Genomic DNA, 23,339 nt, shown 5'->3' with positions numbered 1-23,339 from the left:
CAACTCCTTTCTCCTCACACTCCCTCCAGAGACCCTTTTTCCCGCTCCGATCCGGAGTGTTTCTTTTTCAAAGTTTCCCCGATGGCAATGATGGCCAAGCCGATTCCGTAACAAATCCACATCGGCGTATAGTGAATGGCCGTGCTTGGTGCCATGCCCCCGAAGAAGTAACCGGTCAATGCGGCTATGGTGGCGTAAGCGCCCCAACGCAAAACCGGGTTCAATTCCGGCGAGTGTTTCAAGCTGGCCAATTTCCACAAGCGCCACAACATAAGGAAGTAAAGGGACATATACAGGATAAAGATAATCACGCCAAAGTTGACCAACACTTCGCCCCACCAATTGTGCATATTGACTTTATCCACTTTGGGGGCGCCGTCCATGTACACTTCAACGTTTCCTGGACCGACTCCCATGTAATGGCTTTGATGGAGGAAGCGGAGTCCGTTGATGATCAAAAACTTCCGGACCGTGGCACTCCGGCCGGTTTCCGCATCAATGGGGTCTTCTCCCCCTTCTTCCACCGTCCACGGACTGTTTTGAACATCCATCAAGAAGCCAAAAGTGCTGGACAGTTTGGTTTTGGCTTGTTCCCTGGCTTCAGCGCTCAAGAAAACCATGCTCAAACCATTGGCCAGTATGAAAGCCACCAAAACGGCAATAATGGCTTTAAATACATTTTTCATCGTGATTTTGCTCCGGTCCATCACCTGCGGCAACAGCACCACCAATGGCAAAGCGGCAAGCGGCAGGGCAAAGAAGGTGTTGCTGCGCGAACCGGTCGCAATCAGTGTATAAATGGACAGGATACCGATAATATAGATAAACCATTTGTGTTTACGTTTCAGATCCAGCATATAAAAGGAACTGGCCAGGAAAGGAAGGCCGAGTGTGATGCAGGTTGCCAAATCATTCTGGTTGCGAAACACCGATGTCACCGAAGCCGATAACCGACCAAATGCACGTGATTGCGGCAAATGAATCAAAGTGATGGACTCAAAAACCGCAAACAAAATAATGGCTGCAAAAACCCAAAATAAAATCCGCAGGGTTTTCCAAAAATAATCGGTTGATTTCAGGAAAAACGGGAACGAATAAGCAAGAGGCAACATCATTCCCAATAAAAAGAGATACCGCACCCCGGCAGAAAGACTGGCTGACCAGGATAACGCAATCACTCCGTATGCAAACCAAAACAAAAAGAAGGCTCCATACCACCGAACCGGATACATGTAGGAAGTTTCCAATTTCTTTTCCGCTGCAAATCTCAGCGCGATTCCCGCCGCCACCAACAGAAATGCGATGCGGAAAAACGTCAGATTAAACCCATCGGATATCGGTACACCCAAGGAGGGGCCGATCAGCGCAAAAACAATCATCAAATAAAACAATATATCCAAACGCTTCTGCTTTGAAAACAACAGTTCACTCACCAACTCTCACCCTTTTCCTCCTAGTTTGGGTAACAAGTGACCGATCCGATTCAGTGAAGAAATGGAAAAAAGTCCTGTCGCAAACACAGATCCGAAGGTTACAACAAAAGCCAGCACATAATAGAGCCAGGCATATTCCATCTCATTTAATTGGACCCAGGTAACCCCGGTCATTGAGATGAAAAAGACAGCCAAATAGATGAGAATGGAACGAAACCGGAAATCAATCGGATATTCTTTTTGATTTTTCCAATAAACCCAAACAATGACAAAAAGATAAGCCACAACGGTCATGATAACAGTGCCCCAAATGCTGAAAACCGGCACCAGGATCAAATTGCCGATCAGGTAAATGGCGGCGGCAATCATAAATCCGTAGGAAATGACCTGGGTTTTTTTCTTGATCAACAAACCGACACCAAAAACATTATGCAACACATTGAATAAAGTTCCCAAAGATAAAGCCCAGACATAGATATAACCGGATGAAAGCGACTGATCATCCCGACCGATAATATACAAATGATACAGTGGTTTCATGAAGAAGGCCAGAATCATGACAGCCAGCGTTCCAACCACCAACAACGCGCGACCGACCAGCCCGAACAACTGCGGGGCATCTTCCCGCTCTTTGATGGACATGGAAAAAGGGCGCCATGCGAGTTGAAACGGTGAGGTGATCAAAACAATGATGCTTGCAATCCGGATGCAGGTTTCGTAAATATCCGCACTCAGTTGGGAATCCATGTGATACAAAATGGGCCGGGATACAGATGTCATCACCCAAAAAGCCAGCAGTGTCGGCAACAGCGGAGCACCGTAACGAATCAAATCCATCAAATGTTTACGCGAAATACGAAAAACAAATTCCTTGCGAAATAGGATAATCAGAATCAATGCCACTGTCAATTGACCGATTAATTGTCCATAAAAAATTCCCATAACCCGCATGTCATAGACAGTGACAAAAAAGATGCTCAACAAATTGGAACCAATCACATAAGCCATGCTGAAAATATTAAACAGCCATACCCGGCGGCTGTATCTGGCATATCCCAAAATATGCTGAATAATGATCGCCCCAAACGTGGCCATAAAAGCAACCGGCAACAAGTTGGAATAATCCCGCGTGCTTTCATAGACCCATTCGGACAAAGGGGCTCCAAACAAAAATGCAAAGACGGTGAATATCAGGCAAACCCCGGCACTGAAAACCACCGCATTGGTAAAATAGGTGCGGCGTTCCGTCACATCCTTGGCGTCATAAAAATAGAACGCCATGGCCGCATCCGTTCCCAAAATGCTGAGATAAGTCAAAATCAGAGTCAGCGTGTTGGTGAGTCCCCACTCTGCAATTTCCCCTTCTCCGGTCAAAAAAGCAACATAGATGGGGCCAAGCATGGCCGCAACCACCTTATTCCCCATCGTTGCAATCGCAAAAGCGGCTGAATCAGAAAAAAGCCGTTTAATGAGTTGTTTCATGATTAAACAACACCTTCTGCCTGCAGGCTGTTACTCTTGATTTTCCAATTTCTCACGGTCAGGAACATCGCGCAAAACCCGTGCCGGAACCCCGATATACACTTTGCCCGGCTCCGTGTCCCGATTGACCAATGCCCCGGCGGCAATGAAGCTTTCTTCGGCCACCGTGATCCCCGGCAAAAGGATGGATCCGCCGCCCACACGCGCTCCTCTTTTCACAACCGGACCGCGCACGTATTTGAAACGCTCTTTGGTCCGCCCCATGAAGTTGTCGTTCGTGGTCGTGACGGTCGGGGCAATGAAGACATGATCTTCCAACACGGTATAAGCTGTAATATAAGCATTGGTTTGAATTTTTGTAAAAGATCCGATTTTCACCTGATTTTCCACCGCAACGCCACGGCCGATCACCACACGGTCCCCGATCTCGCATTTTTCACGGACCGATGCCTGATCCCCGATCATCACCTCTTTTCCGAAACGGCTGCCCCGGTAAAGAACGGTGTTGGCACCAATCGTCGTTCCGTCGCCGATTTCCAGCACCGGCAAGTCGGCATCCACCTTTACGGTGGACGACTTTGCCGGTCTCGGCCAGCGGCCCAACACACAGTTGTCAGAGATATATACATCGGAACCGATCACGGTTCCTGCTTTAATGGTGACATTGTTGCCGATCGTCACATTGTCGCCAAGAACCACGCCTTCTTCAATGACAGAGAAACAACCGACGGAGACATTCTTTCCCATTTCGACTGAATCATGAATGAAAGATTGTTTCATGAAAAACCCATCCTCTTATAATTTTTCGTAATCCGCTTTGATGTTTTGGACATCTTTCAAAGCATTCCGCGTGTCAAAGATCACTTTTGCTTTATCGGCAATTTCTTCATAATCAAAGTCACTGTGATCCGTGGTGATCAAAACAAGATCCGCCGTCTCCAGAAGTTCGGTGGTCAGCTCTTGCGTTTCATATTCTTTGCCTCCGGCTTTGAAGGTTTTCACATGCGGATCAACCAGCGTGAACTCTGCCTGATATTTCTCAAGCAGCTCGACAATTTGAATCACGGGGGACTCGCGGTAATCATCGATATCCTTTTTATAAGCCACCCCGAGTACCGCCACTTTGGAACCATTCAACGATTTGCCGTAGCGGTTCAAGATTTTCATGCAACGATCCACCACAAAGTCGGGCATTTCATTGTTGATTTCGCCTGCCACTTCAATCAAACGCGTATGATAATGATATTCGCGGGCTTTCCATGTCAAATAGAACGGATCAATGGGAATGCAATGTCCGCCCAGACCCGGCCCCGGATAAAAAGCCATATAACCGTAAGGTTTGGTTTTGGCGGCATCGATCACTTCCCAAATATCGATTCCCATTTTGTTGCAAAGAATGGCCATCTCGTTCACCAGGGCAATGTTAATGTTGCGGAAGGTGTTTTCAAGAATTTTTTCCATTTCGGCCACTTTCGGGCTGGATACTTGGTGAACTTCCCCGTCCAACACCGCGCGGTACAAAGCACCGGCGACTTCCGTGCATTGATCGGTCACACCGCCCACCACTTTGGGAGTGTTTTTGGTATTAAACACTTTATTGCCGGGATCCACCCGTTCCGGCGAATAAGCAAGGTAAAAGTCTTCGCCTGCTTTCAAGCCGGTTTTTTCCAGAATCGGTTTCACCACTTCTTCGGTGGTTCCGGGGTAGGTGGTGCTTTCCAAAACCACCAGCATGCCCGGGTGCAAATATTTTGCAATGCTTTCTGCTGAAGATTCAACATAGGAAACATTGGGCTGCTGATATTTGTCAAGCGGTGTGGGAACGCAAATAGCCACCGCGTCCACTTCACGAATCAAGGAGTAGTCCGTGGTCGCAGACATTTGTCCGCTTTCCACCAATTGTTTCAATTCTTCGTCCACCACATCGCCGATATAGTTCACTCCCCGGTTCACCATGTCCACACGGTTTTGCAGAATATCAAAACCGATCACTTTGAACCCGGCTTTGGCTTTCTCCACAGCCAGTGGCAAACCGACATATCCCAATCCGACAACACCGATTTTAGCCGTTTTGTCATCGATTTTTTGCAATAAAGTCTTACCACTCACGGTTATTCCTTCTTTCACTTGGATTTGTTGGCATAAAAACTTTTAATGGTATTTGCGATAAAACGGATGTTTTCATCCTCCAATTCTGCATACAGAGGAAGTGCAAAGGTGCGTTTGGCCATGTATTCGGAAACAGGCAAACTTCCTTCTTCATATCCCAAGTCTTTATACACTTCCTGCTGATGCAGGGGAACCGGATAATAAACTCCGCAGGAGATTCCCTGCTCTTTCAAATGAGCCATTAATTCGTCGCGATCTTCTGCCTGAATGATATACAAGTGATAGATGTGTTTGCGGTCTTCCGCTTCATGAGGAGTAACCACCGGTGTATCTTTTAAAAGCTCGTTGTACAGGGCCGCTTTTTTCCGACGGCCGTCATTCCAAGCATCCAAATGGCGCAGTTTGATGCGCAAAACAGCAGCTTGCAAAGCATCCAGGCGGCTGTTGTATCCGATCATGCTGTGGTAATACTTCGGATTGGAACCATGAACCCGCAAGATCCGGATTTTCTCCGCCAGTTGGTCATCATTGGTGACAACCATTCCCCCGTCACCATAGCCGCCCAGGTTTTTGGTGGGGAAGAAAGAGAAGGTGGCCGCATGACCCCAATTTCCGATTTTCCGTCCTTTATATTCCGAACCCATGCCTTGAGCCGCATCTTCCAAGACAAACAATTGATGTTCTTCAGCCAATGCCATAATTTCTTCCATGTTGGCAGGCTGGCCGAAAATGTGAACCGGAATGATCGCTTTGGTTTTTTCATTGATTTTTTCCTTGATTTGGTTCACATCGATGTTGTAAGTTTTCGGGTCGATGTCAACAAAAACCGGGGTGGCCCCGACTTGAGAAATCGTTTCGGCAGTGGCGAAAAATGTAAACGGTGTCGTGATCACTTCATCGCCAGCTTTGATTCCTGCCGCATCCAATGCCAGAAGCAACGCATCCGTGCCGTTCCCAACGCCGATGGCATGTTTCACCCCGAGATAGTTGGCCACTTCTTCTTCAAAAGCTTTGACTTCGGGCCCCATAATATATTGTCCGCTGTCAATCACCCGCTCCACCGCTTGGAGAACTTCTTCCCGAATCGGTTGCAACTGTGCCGTTAAATCCAATAAAGGAATCTTTTTCATCGCTTTCTACTCCTTTAATCATTTCAATTTATTTTCGGTTTAATTCGTCCATCCGGACCGGCCGGTTTCTTTCGGCAGCCAACTGGCATCCGATCACAAAGCTCAACGCCTTGCGTCCTTCTTCGCCGGAAACGACCGGCTTCCGGTCTTTTAACACCGCTTCGGTCATATCTTGAATGATGCACTGATGTCCCGGAATTCCGAATGGATCTTGTTCCACCCGGCGGATTGTGTTTTGAGCCTCTTCATCCGGCAGGCCTTCAAATTTCCATTCTTTGATCCAGTTGGCCGTCGGCCCGCCAATCACCGCGGTCCCCTTTTCGCCAAAAATACTTAATGATTCTTCCAAGTTTTTCGGATAAATGGTGACCGCAGCTTCCAACACCCCGAGTGCCCCGTTTTTAAAGCGGATCACCGACACCGAGGTGTCCTCAGCTTCAATGTTCCGGATACGGGTCGCGTGATAAGAGGAAATCTCTTCAATATCCCCCATCATCCACAACAAAAGATCCATGTTGTGAATTGCCTGATTCATCAACACGCCTCCGTCCATTGCTTTCGTGCCACGCCAAGGAGCCTGGTCATAGTAAGCCTGGTTTCGGTTCCAACGAACCGTTGCGTTGGCATGCCCGATTTTGCCGAAAGCCCCTTGTTCCAACTGCTTTCTGAGTTCCACGACAGCCGGACGGAAACGGTTGGGGTGAACCACCGCCATTTTCACACCGTTTTTCTCACAGGCATCGATCATCCGGTCTGCATCTTCCAAGGTCAGTGCCATCGGTTTTTCCACGATCACATGCTTTTTGGCTTCCGCTGCCTGAATGGTCAGCGGTGCATGAATCCCGCTCGGTGTGCAAATGCAAACCACATCCACATCCGAAGCCAGCATGTCTTTCAAATCGGTATACCCACGGACACCGTCGACGGCAAACTCGGAAAGACGCTCTTCATTGGTGTCGCAAACCGCAACCAACTCGGCTCCTTCCACCGCTTTAATGGCTGCCACGTGCTTTTTCGCAATGTGACCACAACCTACAATTCCATAGCGTATCAAAAGATCTCCCTCTCTTCTTTTACCCAGTCAGTCAATTCATATCCAATCTATATTACAGTAACATTACAAAATCTAATGTTCAATGTAACATAGATGAAATCTCTTGAGTACCCTGCATCAAAAAAGTCATAAACTTTTCCGTTCTATTAAAGATGTATAAATTTGTAAGGTAGTTCGCGCGTTTTCGCTCCAAGTCAATGCACGGGACGCATCCAACGCATTTTTCCCCATAGTGGCGATGAGGGAAGGATCATCGATCAGGATTTTGCGCAAGCAACCGGCAATTTTGTCCACATCTTTGGCCGGCACAAGAAATCCGGTCTTCCCGTCTTGAAGAATTTCCTTGATTCCGCCCACATCCGTCGCCACCATGGGCCGGCCGCACCCCATCGATTCCAGCAATATGGAGGGAAGCCCCTCGCTCAGACTGGTGAGAACCATCACATCGGCACTGTTGATCCAGTCGGGAATCTCAGCGTACGGCTTTTTGCCCAAAAAGGTGACGGCTTCGCTTAATCCCGATTCTTCCGCCTGGTTTTCAAGCCGGGGGCGCAAAGGCCCGTCCCCGATCAAATACAGATGAATGTCCCGGCTTTCTTGGCGGATCCGGGAAAAAGCCTCCAACAAATAAGAAACGCCTTTGACCGGATACAAGTTGCCGACAAAAAGCAAAATTTTTTGTTCCCTGTTCAACCCCAGACGTTTCCTTGCCTCCAGACGGTCCATGGGGCGGAATTTCTCCGGGTCAAAACCGTTGTAAACCGTTTTGGCCGCAAGCTCGGGATGCATTTTTTCCGCTTCTTCTTTCAGCCGGTCGCTGACCGTGATGACCAGGTCATTTTCCTTTAATGCACGAAGCGTCTGTTCATAAACGGAACGCTTTCGTTTGGGATACAACATGATGTCCGAGCCATGGATCGTGCTTAACACCGGCACCTTCCAAATTTTCTTCAGTTCCCCTCCTGCATAACCATCCGGATAGATGGTGTGACAATGAATCAGATCAAAAGGAAACGCTTTATGTACTTCCTCCACTGCCTTTTGCAGGGCTTTTGTATAATACTTGCCATAGCGTTGGAAAAAAAATCCCCCCGGAATCATTCGCGTGGGAACATAATAAACGGCAATTCCATCCTTTTCTGTCTTTTTCGGCAATTGACGATACCCTTTCCACTTCGGGTAAAAGGGGAAAGAAGGAACGGGCACCACCACGCTTACCTCTGCCCCTTCTCTTTTTAAAGCTTTTGCCTGGTTATGGACAAAAATTCCCGCCATGGGATTGACCGGATTCGGGTACATATGCGAAATGATCAAAATACGCCCATTCATTGAAACCACTTCCTTTATCCGGTTTCATTTCCGAAAGATTACTGTCAATAGCATTTTCCAAACCGGTGATACTATGTACAACACCATACAGGAGAGGTCGTTGTCATGAAAAGACAAAGAATCGCCAGCGACTCCTATGACGGATTCCTCGGCATGTTGAATGCCTTTCTCATCAGCTTGCCTTTTTGGGGACTGATTTATTTCGGACTTCGCATTTTTCATTTATGGAAATAAATACATGACAAGGAAGGTCCATCCCCAAGGACCTTCCCGCTTTATGTATTTTTTAATCATTGATCGCAAACATCAGATCCGCTTCCACCGCCACATGTTCCCCGACACGGGCAATACCCTTGCCTTTCCCGACTTTTCCTTTCACCCGGGTCAATTCCACTTCCAGCGTTAGGACATCTCCGGGTTTGACCTGATGACGGAAACGGACTTTATCCAGTCCGGCAAAAAATGCGATTTTGCCCCGGTTTTCTTCCACACTGAGAATGGCAACGGCCCCCACTTGCGCCAATGCCTCCACAATCAGCACGCCCGGCATAACAGGATAGTCCGGAAAATGCCCTTGGAAAAACGGCTCATTCACACTCACATTTTTGATTCCCACCGCTTTTTTCGCCGGTTCCAATTCCGTGATCCGGTCCACCAACAAAAAAGGATACCGGTGAGGAATAATTTCTTGAATCTGTTTTGCATCTAACATCGTCATCCACCTCTCAAAAAACCGTCTCACCTTCTGAAATCACTTGTCACCATTATAGCGAAACCGTATTTAAATTACCAAACATCCGGGCGTCATAAAATGGCGGTTTCTTAACAATCTGGAGAATAAAAAAACACTTTGTTACACGGACTTTCCGGTCCGTTTAACAAAGTGTCAATGCTTGCGCCCTGTGACTTTTCACGACAAAGCGGCAGCCCTTTCCACCGCGCGGGCCACTTCCCGATGGACTTTGGGATCCAAGGGATGCGGCGCCAATTCCCCGGGACTGGTACAATCTGCAATGGCTTCGGCGGCGGCCACCAACATCGGGTGAGTGATTTTCTTGGCATTGGCATTCAACACGCCGCGGAAGATCCCGGGAAACCCGAGGACATTATTGACAGAACGCCCGTCTGCTGCAAAAGAAGCACCGGATTTGAGTGCCAATTCAGGGTCGATTTCCGGTTTGGGATTGGATAAGGCGAGAATCACCTGACCTTCCCGGATCATTTCCGGTTTGATCAATCCGGGAACCCCTGTTGTCGCCACCACAATGTCGCAGCGTTCCATCAATTCTTCCATGCCCACCGGTATGCCGCCGTAATTCTCCAAACGCTCCAAAGCTTTTTCTTGCCGGTCGGCACCGCAAATCTCCCGCACCCCGTAAGCTTTAAACATGCGGCAAATAGCCAAACCCGCGGCACCAAGCCCGATTTGTCCCACTGACGCTTCTTTCAGGTTGATCCCGGTGGAACGGCAAGCCGAAATCACGGCAGCCAGTGTCACGACCGCCGTTCCGTGCTGATCGTCATGCATCACCGGAATGGGCAACTCTTCTTTGAGGCGTTCTTCAATCTCAAAGCAATGCGGGGAACCAATATCCTCCAACAAAATGCCTCCAAATCCCTGATAAATGTGTTTCAAGATGTTCACCACTTCATCCGGATCACTTGTATCCAACAAAATCGGAATCCCGCTGATCCCGGCAAAGCGGTCAAACAAAGCGGCCTTTCCCTCCATCACCGGCATTCCCGCCAACGGACCGATATTGCCAAGCCCCAAAATGGCGGTGCCATCAGTCACAATGGCAACGGTGTTTCCAATGCTTGTATAATAATTGGCTTTTTCCGGATTCTCCCGGATCTCCAGGCATACATTGGCCACTCCCGGGGTGTAAACACGGCGCAAATCCGCCAAGGACCGGATGTCCATCTTGCTGACCATGCGGATTTTTCCGCCTTCATGGGCACTTAACACTTCGTCCGATATGGAATGAACGTAAATGCCGCCCCCCAACGCTTCAATGCTGGTGACCACCTGATCCAGATGTGCTTCACTCTCACACTGGACCGTGATGTCCCGGAGAGTGGAAAACGGGCCGATCTTGATGGTGGTGATGTCCCCTATATCGCCTCCTGCTTGTCCGATCGCTGTGGTCACTTTTCCCAGGTTGCCAGGCTTTGAAGGAGTTTCCACGATAATGCTGCGTGTCATATTCCGTACCATCCGTTAACCTCCCTAATCCGTCTGAAGTCAAATCGAAAAAAAGAACCGGATCCGGTCACCGATTCTTCCTACATAGCCCGTTCGTTCACCGTTTTCAATTGCAACAGGTAAGAAAGTGTCGTGATGTAGGACAAAATAATGACCGACCATAAAAAAGTTTGTGCAAGCGGCAATTCAAACATGATAAAAAATAAAGCGACATAAAACAAAAAGGTTGTCAGCTTGCCGAAAATGTTTGCCGGGACCGTTCGTTTGCCTCTCAGCTTCAGGAAAACAGAAAAAAGGATCATGGACACATCGCGCAAGACAATGATAAAGGCAGCCCAAACTCCGATTTTTCCGGAGATCATCAGGGATAAAAAAACAGAGAGCATCATTAATTTGTCCGCCAAAGGATCCAGCATGATTCCAATCTGGGTCACTTGCTTTGTCTTTCTGGCCACATACCCGTCAATGACATCGGTTAACCCCGCAAGAAGAATGATCCCAAACGCCCAGTACACATTCCATGGCGTGTCCGAAAAAAATGCAACAAAATACGCAGGAATCAAAAAAAGGCGAATCATGGTCAAGAAATTGGGCAAATTCATTCAGGACCCCCCTTCTTACAGTTTACCGAACGGATGGTTAATAAAAAAGGAAAGAGCCCGTCTTCCATCCAAGTGACAGACGGGACTTATGATCCAAAAATGAGCTGATAAATATGCACCCACATGTCAAAATTCAAGAAATCGCCGGCCGGTTGATCACCAATGATGGTATGACCAACGACAAATCCCGCATACAAAGCCACAATGAGCGAAACAGGCAGCCAAAGAATTTTAACCCATTTTAGAATTTGCTCTTTTTTCTCATCAATCGGCGGATCATCTTCACTACGGGAAGCGGCACTTTGCTTTTTTTCTTTGGTGGAGTCCAGTTGTTCCACCCGCGGTTTCACTGGCTGTTCTGCAACAAAAGACGGTTTTTTCACTTCTTCTTTGAAATTCTCGTCGCCGCTGTTCTCTCCGATGACCGGATCAATGGAATATTCCTTAAAATCGATGGGAGTTAACGTATCTTCTAATGAAAGCTGCCGTTTTTCATGCGGGGAAGAAGGTTGTTCCACTTCGAAGGTTGGAGGTGCGCCATACTCATGGGAATGGAACTGGTTACCGGAGTCTTTCTTCTCCTCCGTCTGTTCCTCTTTTTTCTCTTTGTCGCCTTCTTGCTTTGCAGGCTCAAACTTCCGGGCATCCTCCAAACTGTCGAGGGTGTCTTGCTCTTCTTCTTCATCTCTTCGCCATTTCAATTGGCCTACCGGCAAGATATCATCCACTTTTTCATTTTCCACTGTCAAATGGTCCGATGGATTATTGAATTTTTCTGCTGAAGACTCCACATCGTCTGATTGGTAGTCCATGTGTTTTTCTTTATCAGAATAACTCATCTGCATTCCTCTCCAAGGCTAACTTCTATTACCGATCCTCTCTATTTCATGAAGCTCGTCCAACAAAATCAAGTTTACTTTTAAATAAGCTCCATTCTACTCATAATAGAATATATCGCAACTATGAACATAAGTCTATACTTACAGCTTATAGGAGTGTGAAAGTTTCTTATACAGTAGAAGCACCGGGTTGAAAGGAAAAAGGATACATATTATGGCAATGATTCGGAGATCTTGTTTTTATGTAAACACTGCCGGTGCTTCCGTCTCATTTTCACAGTCACACGGACACTTCTTGCTTCTTTTTTCCGGTTTTTTGCTTATATTTAATCTTTGTCGCTTCTCCACCTCTTATATGGCGAATCGATTTATGGTATTCCAATATCTCTTTCACTTGACGAGCCAGTTCCGGGTTGATTTCCGGCAATCGTTCCGTAAGGTCTTTATGAACCGTGCTCTTGGAAACACCAAACTCTTTCGCAATCGTCCGGACCGTATTTCGCGTCTCCACAAAATAATGTCCGATTTTTAATGTTCGTTCCTTAATATATTCATGCACCCCGCCAAACCTCCTCTCTTCTCCATTTGCTACATTATATTGAGGGAAGAGGCGGGTTATTCTTTCTAAACAAGCCATGACAAGCCATGTTTGGCAATTTTTCTTTTTTCGGGAACAAAAAAAAGCGTTCCCTTGGATGGAAACGCCTTTTTCCTTATTTTTCCCCGCTTAAATAAACATCCGGATTGATGGCTTTCTGATCCCGGTCGCGGATTTCAAAATGCAGATGGACACCCGCTTCCTTTTCAAAACGATTGCGTCCTGCTTTGGCAATCACTTGTCCTTTCTTGACGGTTTGTCCATTTTTGACGCGGACATCGTCCAAACTTTGGTATACCGTTTGAATGCCGCTTTCATGCTGAATGACCACTTGCCATCCGACAACCGGGTTTTCCTCGACTTTCACCACTTTCCCTTCCAATGCCGCCACCACATCAAAGGTTCCTCCATCTTTTTTCGCAAAGTCAACTCCCGAATGCGGCGTGAACGTATTGGCATATTGGTTCAAAGAGGATTCCCGGCTCGCTTCCGGATCTTCTTGCTTATAAAATCCCATGGTTTTGTCGGCATGGGCATTTTTGGCGACAGGCAATATCATGTCATCATCGGTCGGATTGGTCGGAATCGGCTCTTGGGGAAGATTTTGTTCCACCAAATCCCTGGTGGTTTTGGATGCTTTTTCCACCTGATGATCCTGATACCACCATGCCACACTTAAAATCAGTGCCGCCACAAAGAGATAGACAGCAGGGAAAAACCACTTTTTGGACATTAACTTTTTCCATTTCAAACGTCGCTTCGCTTTTTCAAAGGAAGAAATCTGGTTATTTGCATTTGGTTCCTTCGATTTCATGGAAATCACCTCAGGAACCATTGTCGACCAGCTTCTCTCTTTTTATACCTACAGATGGGAACTTTTAGTAAATTCGAAGCAAAGTCAAAACTGAGACATACATGATCTTCATTTCTTTGGCTCATACTTTAGAAAAGGCTTGGCAGAAGGAGGTGAAACGGTGATAAAACCCTTTGAGCCTGATCTGGTCTACTACGAGCCCGGAGCTTTGGACTATCCACTCGGAAAAGAATTGGTGGCAAGGTTTCAAAGCATGAAGATTCCGGTCCGGCCAACAACCTCGCACAACCAGGTGACCGGCCTGCCGGGAGAGACCCCGTTGGATAAATACCGGATTGCCAAGCGGACCTTGGTCATCGGAGTGAAGAAATCATTAAAATTCGAACAATCCAAGCCCTCAGCCGAATATGCCATTCCGCTGGCCACCGGCTGTATGGGGCATTGCCATTACTGTTATCTGCAAACAACGCTCGGAAAACGTCCTTATATCCGGATTTATGTCAACCTGGATGAAATTTTTTCCCAAGCCGAAAAATACATCCAAGAACGTGCTCCGGAAATCACCCGGTTTGAAGCCGCATGTACTTCCGATCCGGTGGGCATCGAACATATTTCGGGGTCGCTTTACAAAACCATCGAGTTCATGGGAAAACAGCCGTTGGGCCGTTTGCGCTTTGTCACCAAGTACGCCAATGTGGAATCCCTTTTAAATGCCGACCACAAGGGACATACCCGTTTTCGCTTCAGCATTAATGCCGATTATGTGGTCAAACATTTTGAACCGGGAACCTCACCGTTGCCGGACCGGATTGAAGCCGCCGGAAAAGTGGCAGAAGCCGGCTACCCGCTCGGATTCATCATCGCTCCCATCATGTCTTTTTCCGGATGGAAAGAACAATACCAGGCCTTATTGAAAAAATTGTCCAATCGCCTTCCCGAAGTGGATGATTTGACCTTTGAACTCATCACCCACCGTTACACGCAAAGCGCCAAACGGGTCATCGAAGAACGTTATCCCAAGACCAAGCTGGACATGGACGATGAAAAGCGGAGAAAAAAATGGGGCCCTTACGGACGGATAAAGTATGTTTATCCCAAAGAGCAAATGGACGAAATCAAAGATTTCATGCACCGCACCATTTCCACTTACTTTCCCCGGGCAGAAATTCTTTATTTCACTTGATCGGGGGAGAAAGGCTCGATCTTTACCCCCTGGTAGTAATGCTGAATAATTTCATCCACCTTTTTTCCCTGCTTTGCCATCAAATTGGCGCCCCATTGGCTCATGCCGACGCCGTGTCCGTATCCGCGGGTGGTGATTTGAAGTTGATTCCCCTGTACCGCCACATCAAAATCGGTTGAAGCCAATCCCAATGCTTCCCGGATTTCCCTGCCGGTGAATGTCTGATCGCCAATCTTGATTTTGGCGATTCTTTTTCCTTTTGTACGCTCGGTCACCTGGATCAAACGCGTACCGGTTGTGGCGGGAAGGCTGACTGCCTGTCCGGTTTTCTTTTCCAGTCGGCTGACAAACTCGTCCCATGACAACGTATGCCGGTGAATATATTTTGGGGACATCCGATCCCATGGGGAAGACACACTCCGCAAGTAAGGATACTTTTGTTTGAAATACTCCTCCGAATTCTCGGTATAGCCGTTGCTGGTTGAGAAAAACGCAGCATAAATGGGCTTTCCCTGATAGGTAATGATCTGGCCGTCGGTTTCCCTCACGGCCTCCCGGATGGAATTCCGGAGGGTTTCATATTGGGCTTTCCACTCCTGCTTCAACATTTCATCCGTTTTAAAAGCCTGATGGTTCACCGTGTCCGTGACATGTGCTTTCTTTGCTTCTTCCCCCCATTTGGACATATCCGAATAATCTTTTCGCTCCAACCGGTCCACGATATAAGTCCGGGCAGCCAAGGCCTGGGCTTTTAAGGCTTCCTTGTGGAAATCCGCCGGCATTTCCGCCGCCACGACACCGTAAATGTACTCTTCCAACGGCAATTGAATCACTTTTTTCGACTCTGTCAGGTACACTTTAACCCGGATATCCTGATTTTCACTTTGCAATGCTTTCTCTTTTGCCAATGCCTCCGGTGGGACATCGGAATCCCAAGCAACCAGAAACACCGGAATCAAAAGAATAACGCCCACAAGCCCCAACAATACCATCAGCAATCCTTTGTGCAATCTGTTCTTCGCCTCCATTTGAATCACAGCGTTCACTACTAAGCTATGAAAAAAACCCCTTTTTTTAGAACCGGAATTCGTAGATTCCCTGATAAAGAAAAAAGCGGCTTCCCTTCAAAGAAGCCGCTTGACCTTCGTTTGGTCATGCAAAAGATTTTTGTTCCGTCCTGGAACTTTTCTCCTCGCTCACCCGTTCAATTTTGGCTCCCAAGCCTCTCAATTTCCCGACAATGTCCACATAACCGCGATCCACATGATGCAACTCCGTCACTTCGGTGACTCCTTCCGCTGCCAATCCGGCCAAAATCAAGGCCGCACCGGCACGCAGATCCGTGGCTTTCACCTGAGCTCCCGACAACGGTTTTCCACCTTCAATCAATGCGGTGCGCCGGTCGATTTTAATCTGCGCCCCCATCCGCTTAAACTCTTCCACATGCATAAACCGGTTTTCAAACACGGTTTCCGTCAGCATGCTGTTTCCGTTTGCGGTAAGCAAAAGAGCCATCATCTGTGATTGCATATCCGTCGGAAATCCTGGATAGGGCAAGGTTTTGACATCCACGGGTTTCAAATCCCCGTCTGCACGAACGTGAATCCCGTTTTCGCCGTCAAGCACATGGACTCCCATTTCACGCATCTTGGCAATCAGCGGAACCAAATGATCGGAAATGGCCCCTTCCACAAAAACTTCGCCGCGGGTGATGGCAGCCGCCACCATGTAAGTTCCGGCTTCGATCCGGTCGGGAATCACGGTGTATTCTGTTCCCCGCAAAATATCCACTCCATCGATGCGAATTTCATCGGTACCGGCTCCCCGGATTTTTGCACCCATCGCATTGAGGAAGTTGGCAAGATCCACGATTTCCGGCTCACAAGCGGCATTTTCAATCACTGTCCGGCCTTCAGCCAATGTTGCTGCCATCATGATATTTTGGGTTGCTCCGACACTTGGGAAATCCAGATAAACCGTCGCTCCATGAAGACGCCCGTCAATGGTCCCTTCAATGTAGCCTTGCCCGATGTCAAACCGGGCACCCATGGCTTCCAGTCCTTTTAAATGCAGATCAATCGGCCTGCTTCCGATGGCACATCCTCCCGGGAGAGGAATCCGTGCGTGTTTTTTCCTGGCAAGCAGGGGTCCCATCACCAAAACAGAAGCTCTCATCTTGCGCACCAGTTCATAAGGCGCTTCGGTGGATTCCACTTTTTCTGCATTGATCACAATTTGGTCATCACCCAGATCGGCTTGGATCCCCAAGCGTTTCAAAAGTTGAGTGATGGTTTTCACATCTTCCAAAAGCGGAACATCCGTAATCCTGATGTCCCCTCTGGATGCCAAAATGGATCCGGCAATCAAAGGAAGTACCGCATTTTTGGCGCCATGTACTTTCACTCTTCCTTTTAAACGTGTTCCGCCTTGAACGATGATCTTTTCCAAAGCTTTTCCCCCCAAAAACTAATATTCGATGGTGATAATTGGCGTGCCTAAAGTGATAACCATGCGATGGGCATCCTGATTCATCCGAACGGCCGCTTGCATATTCATCATGCCGCCTCTTGTCTTGATGCCTGCCGGCAACAACGGAGAAAGTGCGGAGATGCTGACGGTATGATCCGTACGCATCGCTTCCACCTCTTCCGCTTTCAACAGCCGGAAAATCTCCGCGAGTAAATGTTCCTCCTGTTCGTTTTGCACCGGCCTGCTTCCCTGAACGGAATAATGATAAGATGGAGTAATGCCATGATTTAACAAAACACGCGTCACATGATCGCGGGCAGCTTGCCAGTTTTCCCGGTCACTTCCTTTTCCTTCCAATTGAATGGACAAATATGGATGGATGAATTCTTCAGACGGTTCATCATTGATCACGGCCATTTTCACCAAAATGTTTCGCTCGATGATCCCTTCCGCCGAAAATTTTATTCCGGCAAATTCATCATTGCGTTCCAACGGCCCGATATTTAATGAACGACTCAATGCTTGTGTCCACTCTTCGATCTCTTGTTGGCTCATTGCCCGGTGCAGCCGGTTTCCATAATGCAACACATATCGTTCCGGTTCCACCCCGACTTTCTTGAACGCTTTGATCAATTGCCCTTCGGGTTGGGATTGTTCCTGTGATCCAATGAATACAAAAGGCAAAAAAACACAAAAAAGAATCACTTTTTTCACAATCCCCCACATTTTCCATCCCTCTCCCTGAATTCTTATTATTCCCATTCTTCACATTCAGGGAAAAGGATATACGTGGAGCCGGTCAGTGAATCAGCTGGCTGATCAGCCTGGACCAACTGAGATAATCAATAAAAAAGGACGCCAGTTGATGCCCGAGAATGATCGACAAGACGATCATCAAGGCTCTGATCTGAGCCGTGTGATTCTTTTTGAAAAGTTGCTCGATGCGCACGCCCAGCAAGATCCACCAGACAAAGGCAATGCTTAAGATCGAGAGGAATATGTTCACCAGCCCCGACAAGGCCAGCTGCGTCGTCCCATCCATAATATGCACTCCCTCAGGCATATGTTCACATGCTACCATGGTACAAAAAAAATGGCGAATGCGCAAAAGATATTTTTGCAAATGCATGAACAAAACAAGCATACCCCTTCTGAAGAGGGGTATGCTTTCAGATTCCGCTTGATGAAAAGAGCGCCTATGGTGAAGTATTGGCAGCTTGGGAGAACGCAGACATCCAATCCAGATCCCCCAAGGCTTGAAAGAAGTAGTCCGGCATCAATCCCAACAAAAAGGTGCCCAAACATCCGATCCCGATGACGGCCATCACCGTCCAAGGGACGTTCAGCTTCCCATCATCCCCGGCTCTTCTAAAATAGATGTGCCGGGCGATGCGAAAATAGTAGTAATAAGAGATCACCGTTGTGATGATCATGATGAGCGCCAGCCAGTTGTGTGAACTGGCCACCGCGCTCATCAAAATGTAAAATTTCCCTACAAACCCCGCCGTCACGGGAAGGCCGGCAAGAGACAAAAGAAACAGGGTCATGATCACCGCCAGCCCCGGCGAACGTTGGTACAACCCGGAAAAAGCTTTCAAATCATAGGTTCCCGTCTCTTTTCCCACGACTTCAATCACCACAAAGGCCCCGGCCGTCATGAACAGGTAGGCGATGAGGTAATACACCAGACTCGGAAACAGATCATATCCCACAAATCCCATCGTTGCGGGAGGAACCAGCAGATAACCGGCATTGGCGATGCTGGAGTAAGCCATCAGCCGCTTGGCATTGGTTTGGCGCAATGCCACCGTGTTTCCCACAATCATGGAAGCTGCTGCCATGATCATCAATGTCCAGGAAATCACTTCATTCCAGACACCGTTTGACACCAGCGGAATATAGGCCCCGAGCAACATCCGGAGCACCAGAGCAAACGCCGCGGTTTTGGACACCACAGCCAAAAACACCGCCACCGGGGTTGACGAGCCTTGGTAAACATCGGGAACCCAGGTGTGGAAAGGCGCGGATGAAATTTTAAAACCAAATCCGACCATCATTAAAAAGAACGACAAAAAGAGGAACAACTGGTAATCAGTTGCCGAAACTTCCGCAACCCGGTCCCGTATCTCAAACAAGTGGGTACTTCCGGTCAATCCATAGAGAAAGGACATCCCGTACAGGATAAAAGCGGAAGAAACCCCTCCCAAAACGACATATTTCCATGCCGCTTCGGTCGCATCAGTCCGTTTTTTCCGAATCCCAGTCAATATGTAGGATGAGAGGCTCAACAGCTCCAGACCGACGAACAATGTGATCAACTCCGCCGACGACACCATGATCATGGCACCGAGCAAAGCGGTAAGAAGCAAAGAATAATATTCGCTTTCCGCTTTTAACTCTTCGTCTTTCCGGAAGGAAAACAAGAAAACCAAAGCCGTTCCGGCAAGCAAAATGCCTTTGAGTGTCAAGCTCAAATGATCAATCCGGTACGAATCCCCCAAAATCTGATACGGTTCATGCCCCCAACCCATGCCGACAAAAACGCCTGCCGCCAAGATGGCCATGAGCCCGAAGATGCCCATCCATTTCTTTGACACCGTTTCTTTCAACAACAAATCCAAAATCATCAACAGAGCGGCGGCAACGACGATCGTCAGCTCGGGGGCCATCACCCTCAGGTCAAAATCCAGCAATGTTTGCATCATGCCCCTACCCTCCGATCCGAGATACAATAAGATCTAACGTTTCTTGCATCGGCGCACTCAAAACGGCCGGATAAACACCGATCAGGACAATCAACAGCACCATCACCAACATCGGAAAGCTTTCGCGCAAATGCAGATCGCCAACCGCCTGAAAACGTTCCGGCAACGGTCCGAAGGTCGTTTTCAACACAGCACGCAATGCATAAACCACGGTGAAAATCAACCCGAGTGCCCCGACCGCCCCAATCACCGGATGGTTTTGGAACACGCCGAGATAGGCCAGAAACTCGCTGATAAAACCGGACAGCCCCGGCAATCCCAAAAGCGCCAATCCACCGGTGAGGAAAATCCCCGAAAGTACCGGTGCCGATTTGGCCAGTCCGCCCAGATCATCCAATTCCGTCGTTTTGGCACGGTCATAAATGCTGCCGACAAGGAAGAAAAGCAGTGCCGAAATGATCCCGTGGGACACCGCCTGGAAAACCGCTCCGTTTAGTCCGGCCGTATTTAAAGCGGCCAACCCGAACAAAATGATCCCCATATGGCTGACACTGGAATAAGCCAGCACATGCTTCAACTCTTTTTGCACAATGGCAATACAGGCTCCGTACAAGATGTTTATCAAACCGAACACAGCCAGATAGATGGAGATTTCCTTCATTTGCACCGGGAACAACCCCAACCCGAACCGGATTAAACCGTAAGCCCCCATCTTCAGCAGAACCCCGGCATGAACCATCACCACCGGGATGGGAGCTTCGACGTGGGTTTTTAACATCCAGCTGTGGAAAGGAAACACGGGCAACTTAATGCAAAATGCGATTACCAGTGCCGCAAACGTTCCCCACAACATCGTTTTCAAAACCGGGGGCAACAGCGCAAATTGCCCCATCACCTGATCCATCCGGTCTTGCAACACCGAATAATCCAACGTGCCAAAGAGAAGCAGCAAACCCACCATGGCAAACAGAAGGAATCCGGATCCCAGCCCGTTAAACAACAAAAACTGGTTGGCTGCTTTCTCCCTGCCCAAAAATCCCCACTTTCCGATCAGAAAATAAGCGGCAATCAATGTAACTTCAAAGAAGATGAAAAAGAGAAACAGATTGGATGCGGAAAAAACACCAATCATCCCTGTCTCCAAGAGCAAAAACAGCTGGTAAAACCCTTTGGTCTCCTCCTTGATGAATCCGGATGCCGCGGCAGCCACGGCACTGATCAGGGTGGTCAAAACGATGAAGGGAAGCGATAATCCGTCCACTCCCATGCTGTAATGAAAAGTCCACGGTTCTCCCTGTAAGAGGGGGATTTGAAACCAGACAACCGATTTCACCCACTGTAACCCTTTCAACCCCTGATCAAATTGCGCATACATCACAAGGGACAGCAAAAGCGGCGGAAGTGTGGACAAAATCCCGCAAATCCGGTGCCAGCGCACTTTCTCACGGGGAAGAAAAATGAGAACCAAAGCCCCTAAAAGCGGGAGAAACGTGACCAATGAAGGCATCCAATCAAACCGACTCATTTAAATAACCTCCCCGCTGTCATTCCTACCATCAAAAGGACAAAACCAATCACACTCACCAACACATAAGTCTGTGCCTGCCCGTTTTGGATCCTGGAACCCAAACGCCCGATCCATTGGACGACCCAACTGACAAACCGGACAATCCCACCAATCACAAACCGGTCCCATCCGGACAAAAACCAGCCGATTCCTTTGATCGTCCAGACAAACAAATACTGATACAATTCATCCACATAATATTTGTTCAAAACCAGGCGATGGAGCCAAGGAACGGTTTGTGCCGCCTGACAGGCGCTGAACTTACCGTTTCCGTAAAACAGCCAGGCCAATCCGATTCCGGCAAGGGAAACCGCAACCGTCACGACCGCCAACCACACCGGAACCGATGCGGCATCCGAAACGGATCCGTTGCCGGCGGCCAACCAGTTTTCAAACCCCCCGCCGGGAAGCAAACCGACCCATCCGCTTCCAATTGAAAGAATCCCGAGCACGGCCACCGGAATCATCATCACGGCAGACACCGGACGGTCTGCCTTGGGACCCCTCGGTTCCCCGGCAAATACCAGAAAGAAAAGGCGGAACATATAAAGAGCCGTGAAGAAGGAGGCAATCAAACCGGTGACAAAAAGCCCCGTCCTTCCATCCTGGTAAACGGAAAACAAGATTTCATCCTTGGAGAAAAACCCGGAGAAAGGCGGAATCCCCGCAATGGACAAACAACCGGCCAAGAACCAAACACCGAGTTGGCGGTGGGTTTTCCAAAGCCCGCCCATCTTCCGCAAATCCTGTTCATGGGCGAGCAAAACAATGACCGCGCCGGCTCCCAAAAACAACAACGCTTTAAAAAAAGCGTGGGTAAAGAGATGAAAAACCCCGGCCACATATCCGGCCGAACCCAGGGCCAACATCATGAAGCCGAGCTGGCTCACCGTGGAATAAGCAAGCACCCGTTTGACATCATGCTGCATCAATCCGATGGTTGCGGCAAAAATCGCAGTGAACCCCCCGATATAAGCCACCACATCCATGGCCGGAGGAGATGCCTGAAAGAGGAAAAACAGATTGGCAACGAGATAAACCCCGGCGGCTACCATGGTGGCCGCATGGATCAGGGCACTGACCGGCGTCGGCCCTTCCATGGCATCCGGCAACCAGGTATGTAATGGAAACTGTCCGGATTTTCCAACCGCTCCGATAAAGATGAGAATTGCCAACAAAGTGATCAAGCCGGGGGACATTTGCCCGGAAACCACAGCCGTTTTCAAATCGGAAACTTCAAAGCTTCCCACATGCCAAAACACCAAGAGAATGGCAATGAAGAAGCCGACATCCCCGATCCTTGTAACGACAAACGCTTTGTGTGCCGCTTCCCTGGCCTCCGGTTTGAAGTACCAAAACCCGATCAACAAGAAGGAACAAACCCCGACCAATTCCCAAAAGATATAGATCCACAACAGATTGGCCGCCATGACCAGACCAAACATGGAAAAAGTGAACAAAGCCAAATAAGCATAAAACACCCGGATCCGGTCATCCCGTTCCATATAACCGTACGAATACAGATGAACCAGAAAACTGACGATGCTGATGATCAAAAGCATCAAGATTTGCAGGGAACCCAGATGGATGCTGAATGAAACCACAACGTCCCCCAGATTCAACCAAGGAATGTTCCATGTGACGGTTTCCCCGGACAACCAAACGTAAACGGACAGCAACAAAGAAAGAAAAGTTGCCGTCACTCCTGTTGCGGCCGCAATTTTCCTTTGGATGAATCCACGGCCGGACAGAAGCAAAAGAAATGCAATGAAAGGAAAAAGAGGAATCAACAGAGCCATGTTTGCTTCCATTTCTGACC

At 48.3% G+C, this 23,339-nt stretch carries 22 protein-coding genes; 2 read left to right on the top strand and 20 right to left on the bottom strand.

The window, feature by feature from the left end:
• Positions 1–14: 14 nt before the first annotated feature.
• The 7 genes from ATH33_RS08295 to ATH33_RS08265 form a co-directional block, all read right to left on the bottom strand.
• Positions 15–1,433: an O-antigen ligase family protein gene (locus tag ATH33_RS08295; protein ID WP_147437069.1), complete on the bottom strand. Its 1,419-nt coding sequence runs from the start codon at positions 1,431–1,433 to the stop codon at positions 15–17.
• Positions 1,434–1,439: 6 nt separating this feature from the next.
• Positions 1,440–2,915 (bottom strand): lipopolysaccharide biosynthesis protein, encoded by a 1,476-nt coding sequence (locus ATH33_RS08290; protein ID WP_049720696.1) that lies wholly within the window; start codon positions 2,913–2,915, stop codon positions 1,440–1,442.
• A gap of 30 nt (positions 2,916–2,945) precedes the next feature.
• The gene (locus tag ATH33_RS08285) at positions 2,946–3,695 is read right to left on the bottom strand and encodes an acyltransferase (protein ID WP_062843232.1); all 750 of its coding nucleotides are present in this window, start codon (positions 3,693–3,695) and stop codon (positions 2,946–2,948) included.
• Between the two features lie 15 nt (positions 3,696–3,710).
• On the bottom strand, positions 3,711–5,024 hold the full coding sequence (locus ATH33_RS08280; protein ID WP_049720698.1) for a nucleotide sugar dehydrogenase: 1,314 nt from the start codon (positions 5,022–5,024) through the stop codon (positions 3,711–3,713).
• Positions 5,025–5,038: 14 nt separating this feature from the next.
• Positions 5,039–6,154, bottom strand: coding sequence for a DegT/DnrJ/EryC1/StrS family aminotransferase (locus ATH33_RS08275; protein WP_037996686.1), 1,116 nt, complete (start codon positions 6,152–6,154; stop codon positions 5,039–5,041).
• A gap of 28 nt (positions 6,155–6,182) precedes the next feature.
• Complete coding sequence (locus ATH33_RS08270; RefSeq protein ID WP_062843231.1) at positions 6,183–7,208, bottom strand: Gfo/Idh/MocA family protein; 1,026 nt, start codon at positions 7,206–7,208, stop codon at positions 6,183–6,185.
• A 126-nt stretch (positions 7,209–7,334) separates the two neighbouring features.
• Complete coding sequence (locus tag ATH33_RS08265) at positions 7,335–8,537, bottom strand: glycosyltransferase family 4 protein (RefSeq protein WP_037996681.1); 1,203 nt, start codon at positions 8,535–8,537, stop codon at positions 7,335–7,337.
• Between the two features lie 105 nt (positions 8,538–8,642).
• Here ATH33_RS08265 and ATH33_RS13835 point away from each other — a divergent pair, with 105 nt between their 5' ends.
• Complete coding sequence (locus ATH33_RS13835) at positions 8,643–8,771, top strand: hypothetical protein (RefSeq protein WP_255347197.1); 129 nt, start codon at positions 8,643–8,645, stop codon at positions 8,769–8,771.
• A 52-nt stretch (positions 8,772–8,823) separates the two neighbouring features.
• Here ATH33_RS13835 and fabZ read toward each other — a convergent pair whose 3' ends face one another.
• The 6 genes from fabZ to ATH33_RS08235 all read right to left on the bottom strand — a co-directional run bounded on the left by fabZ (position 8,824) and on the right by ATH33_RS08235 (position 13,596).
• On the bottom strand, positions 8,824–9,249 hold the full coding sequence (fabZ, locus tag ATH33_RS08260) for a 3-hydroxyacyl-ACP dehydratase FabZ (protein ID WP_049720699.1): 426 nt from the start codon (positions 9,247–9,249) through the stop codon (positions 8,824–8,826).
• A gap of 198 nt (positions 9,250–9,447) precedes the next feature.
• Entirely contained in the window at positions 9,448–10,755 is a 1,308-nt protein-coding gene (locus ATH33_RS08255) for an NAD-dependent malic enzyme (RefSeq protein ID WP_037996675.1), read from the bottom strand.
• Positions 10,756–10,823: 68 nt separating this feature from the next.
• Positions 10,824–11,345, bottom strand: coding sequence for a CDP-diacylglycerol--glycerol-3-phosphate 3-phosphatidyltransferase (gene pgsA / locus ATH33_RS08250; RefSeq protein ID WP_037996672.1), 522 nt, complete (start codon positions 11,343–11,345; stop codon positions 10,824–10,826).
• An 86-nt stretch (positions 11,346–11,431) separates the two neighbouring features.
• Positions 11,432–12,184, bottom strand: a complete 753-nt coding sequence (locus tag ATH33_RS08245; protein WP_037996669.1) for a DNA-directed RNA polymerase subunit beta — start codon at positions 12,182–12,184, stop codon at positions 11,432–11,434.
• A 280-nt stretch (positions 12,185–12,464) separates the two neighbouring features.
• On the bottom strand, positions 12,465–12,743 hold the full coding sequence (gene spoIIID / locus ATH33_RS08240) for a sporulation transcriptional regulator SpoIIID (protein ID WP_037996666.1): 279 nt from the start codon (positions 12,741–12,743) through the stop codon (positions 12,465–12,467).
• 154 nt (positions 12,744–12,897) lie between these two features.
• The gene (locus ATH33_RS08235) at positions 12,898–13,596 is read right to left on the bottom strand and encodes a M23 family metallopeptidase (RefSeq protein WP_037996720.1); all 699 of its coding nucleotides are present in this window, start codon (positions 13,594–13,596) and stop codon (positions 12,898–12,900) included.
• Positions 13,597–13,759: 163 nt separating this feature from the next.
• On the opposite strand from ATH33_RS08235, the gene splB reads away from it, so the two are divergent.
• Entirely contained in the window at positions 13,760–14,779 is a 1,020-nt protein-coding gene (splB, locus tag ATH33_RS08230) for a spore photoproduct lyase (RefSeq protein WP_037996717.1), read from the top strand.
• On the opposite strand, the gene spoIID is transcribed toward splB, so the two are convergent.
• The 7 genes from spoIID to nuoL form a co-directional block, all read right to left on the bottom strand.
• On the bottom strand, positions 14,767–15,789 hold the full coding sequence (spoIID, locus tag ATH33_RS08225; RefSeq protein WP_037996663.1) for a stage II sporulation protein D: 1,023 nt from the start codon (positions 15,787–15,789) through the stop codon (positions 14,767–14,769). The two genes, splB and spoIID, sit on opposite strands and share 13 nt — an antisense overlap.
• A 142-nt stretch (positions 15,790–15,931) precedes the next feature.
• Complete coding sequence (murA, locus tag ATH33_RS08220; protein ID WP_121874276.1) at positions 15,932–17,227, bottom strand: UDP-N-acetylglucosamine 1-carboxyvinyltransferase; 1,296 nt, start codon at positions 17,225–17,227, stop codon at positions 15,932–15,934.
• Between the two features lie 18 nt (positions 17,228–17,245).
• Positions 17,246–17,974 carry a YwmB family TATA-box binding protein gene (locus tag ATH33_RS08215; RefSeq protein ID WP_170151247.1) on the bottom strand — a complete coding sequence of 243 codons (729 nt, stop codon included), beginning with the start codon at positions 17,972–17,974 and terminating at the stop codon, positions 17,246–17,248.
• A gap of 73 nt (positions 17,975–18,047) precedes the next feature.
• The gene (locus ATH33_RS08210) at positions 18,048–18,290 is read right to left on the bottom strand and encodes a DUF1146 family protein (protein WP_170151246.1); all 243 of its coding nucleotides are present in this window, start codon (positions 18,288–18,290) and stop codon (positions 18,048–18,050) included.
• 154 nt (positions 18,291–18,444) lie between these two features.
• The gene (locus ATH33_RS08205; RefSeq protein WP_121874273.1) at positions 18,445–19,953 is read right to left on the bottom strand and encodes an NADH-quinone oxidoreductase subunit N; all 1,509 of its coding nucleotides are present in this window, start codon (positions 19,951–19,953) and stop codon (positions 18,445–18,447) included.
• Between the two features lie 4 nt (positions 19,954–19,957).
• Positions 19,958–21,478, bottom strand: a complete 1,521-nt coding sequence (locus ATH33_RS08200; RefSeq protein ID WP_121874272.1) for a complex I subunit 4 family protein — start codon at positions 21,476–21,478, stop codon at positions 19,958–19,960.
• Positions 21,475–23,331, bottom strand: a complete 1,857-nt coding sequence (gene nuoL, locus ATH33_RS08195; RefSeq protein WP_062843228.1) for an NADH-quinone oxidoreductase subunit L — start codon at positions 23,329–23,331, stop codon at positions 21,475–21,477. Before nuoL ends, ATH33_RS08200 begins: the two co-directional genes overlap by 4 nt.
• Positions 23,332–23,339: the final 8 nt, after the last annotated feature.

Source organism: Thermoactinomyces vulgaris (assembly GCF_003688725.1).
GTDB classification, from domain to species: domain Bacteria; phylum Bacillota; class Bacilli; order Thermoactinomycetales; family Thermoactinomycetaceae; genus Thermoactinomyces; species Thermoactinomyces vulgaris.
Note: the sequence above shows the minus strand (reverse complement) of the source record. Positions and strands in the feature narration are given on the sequence as shown.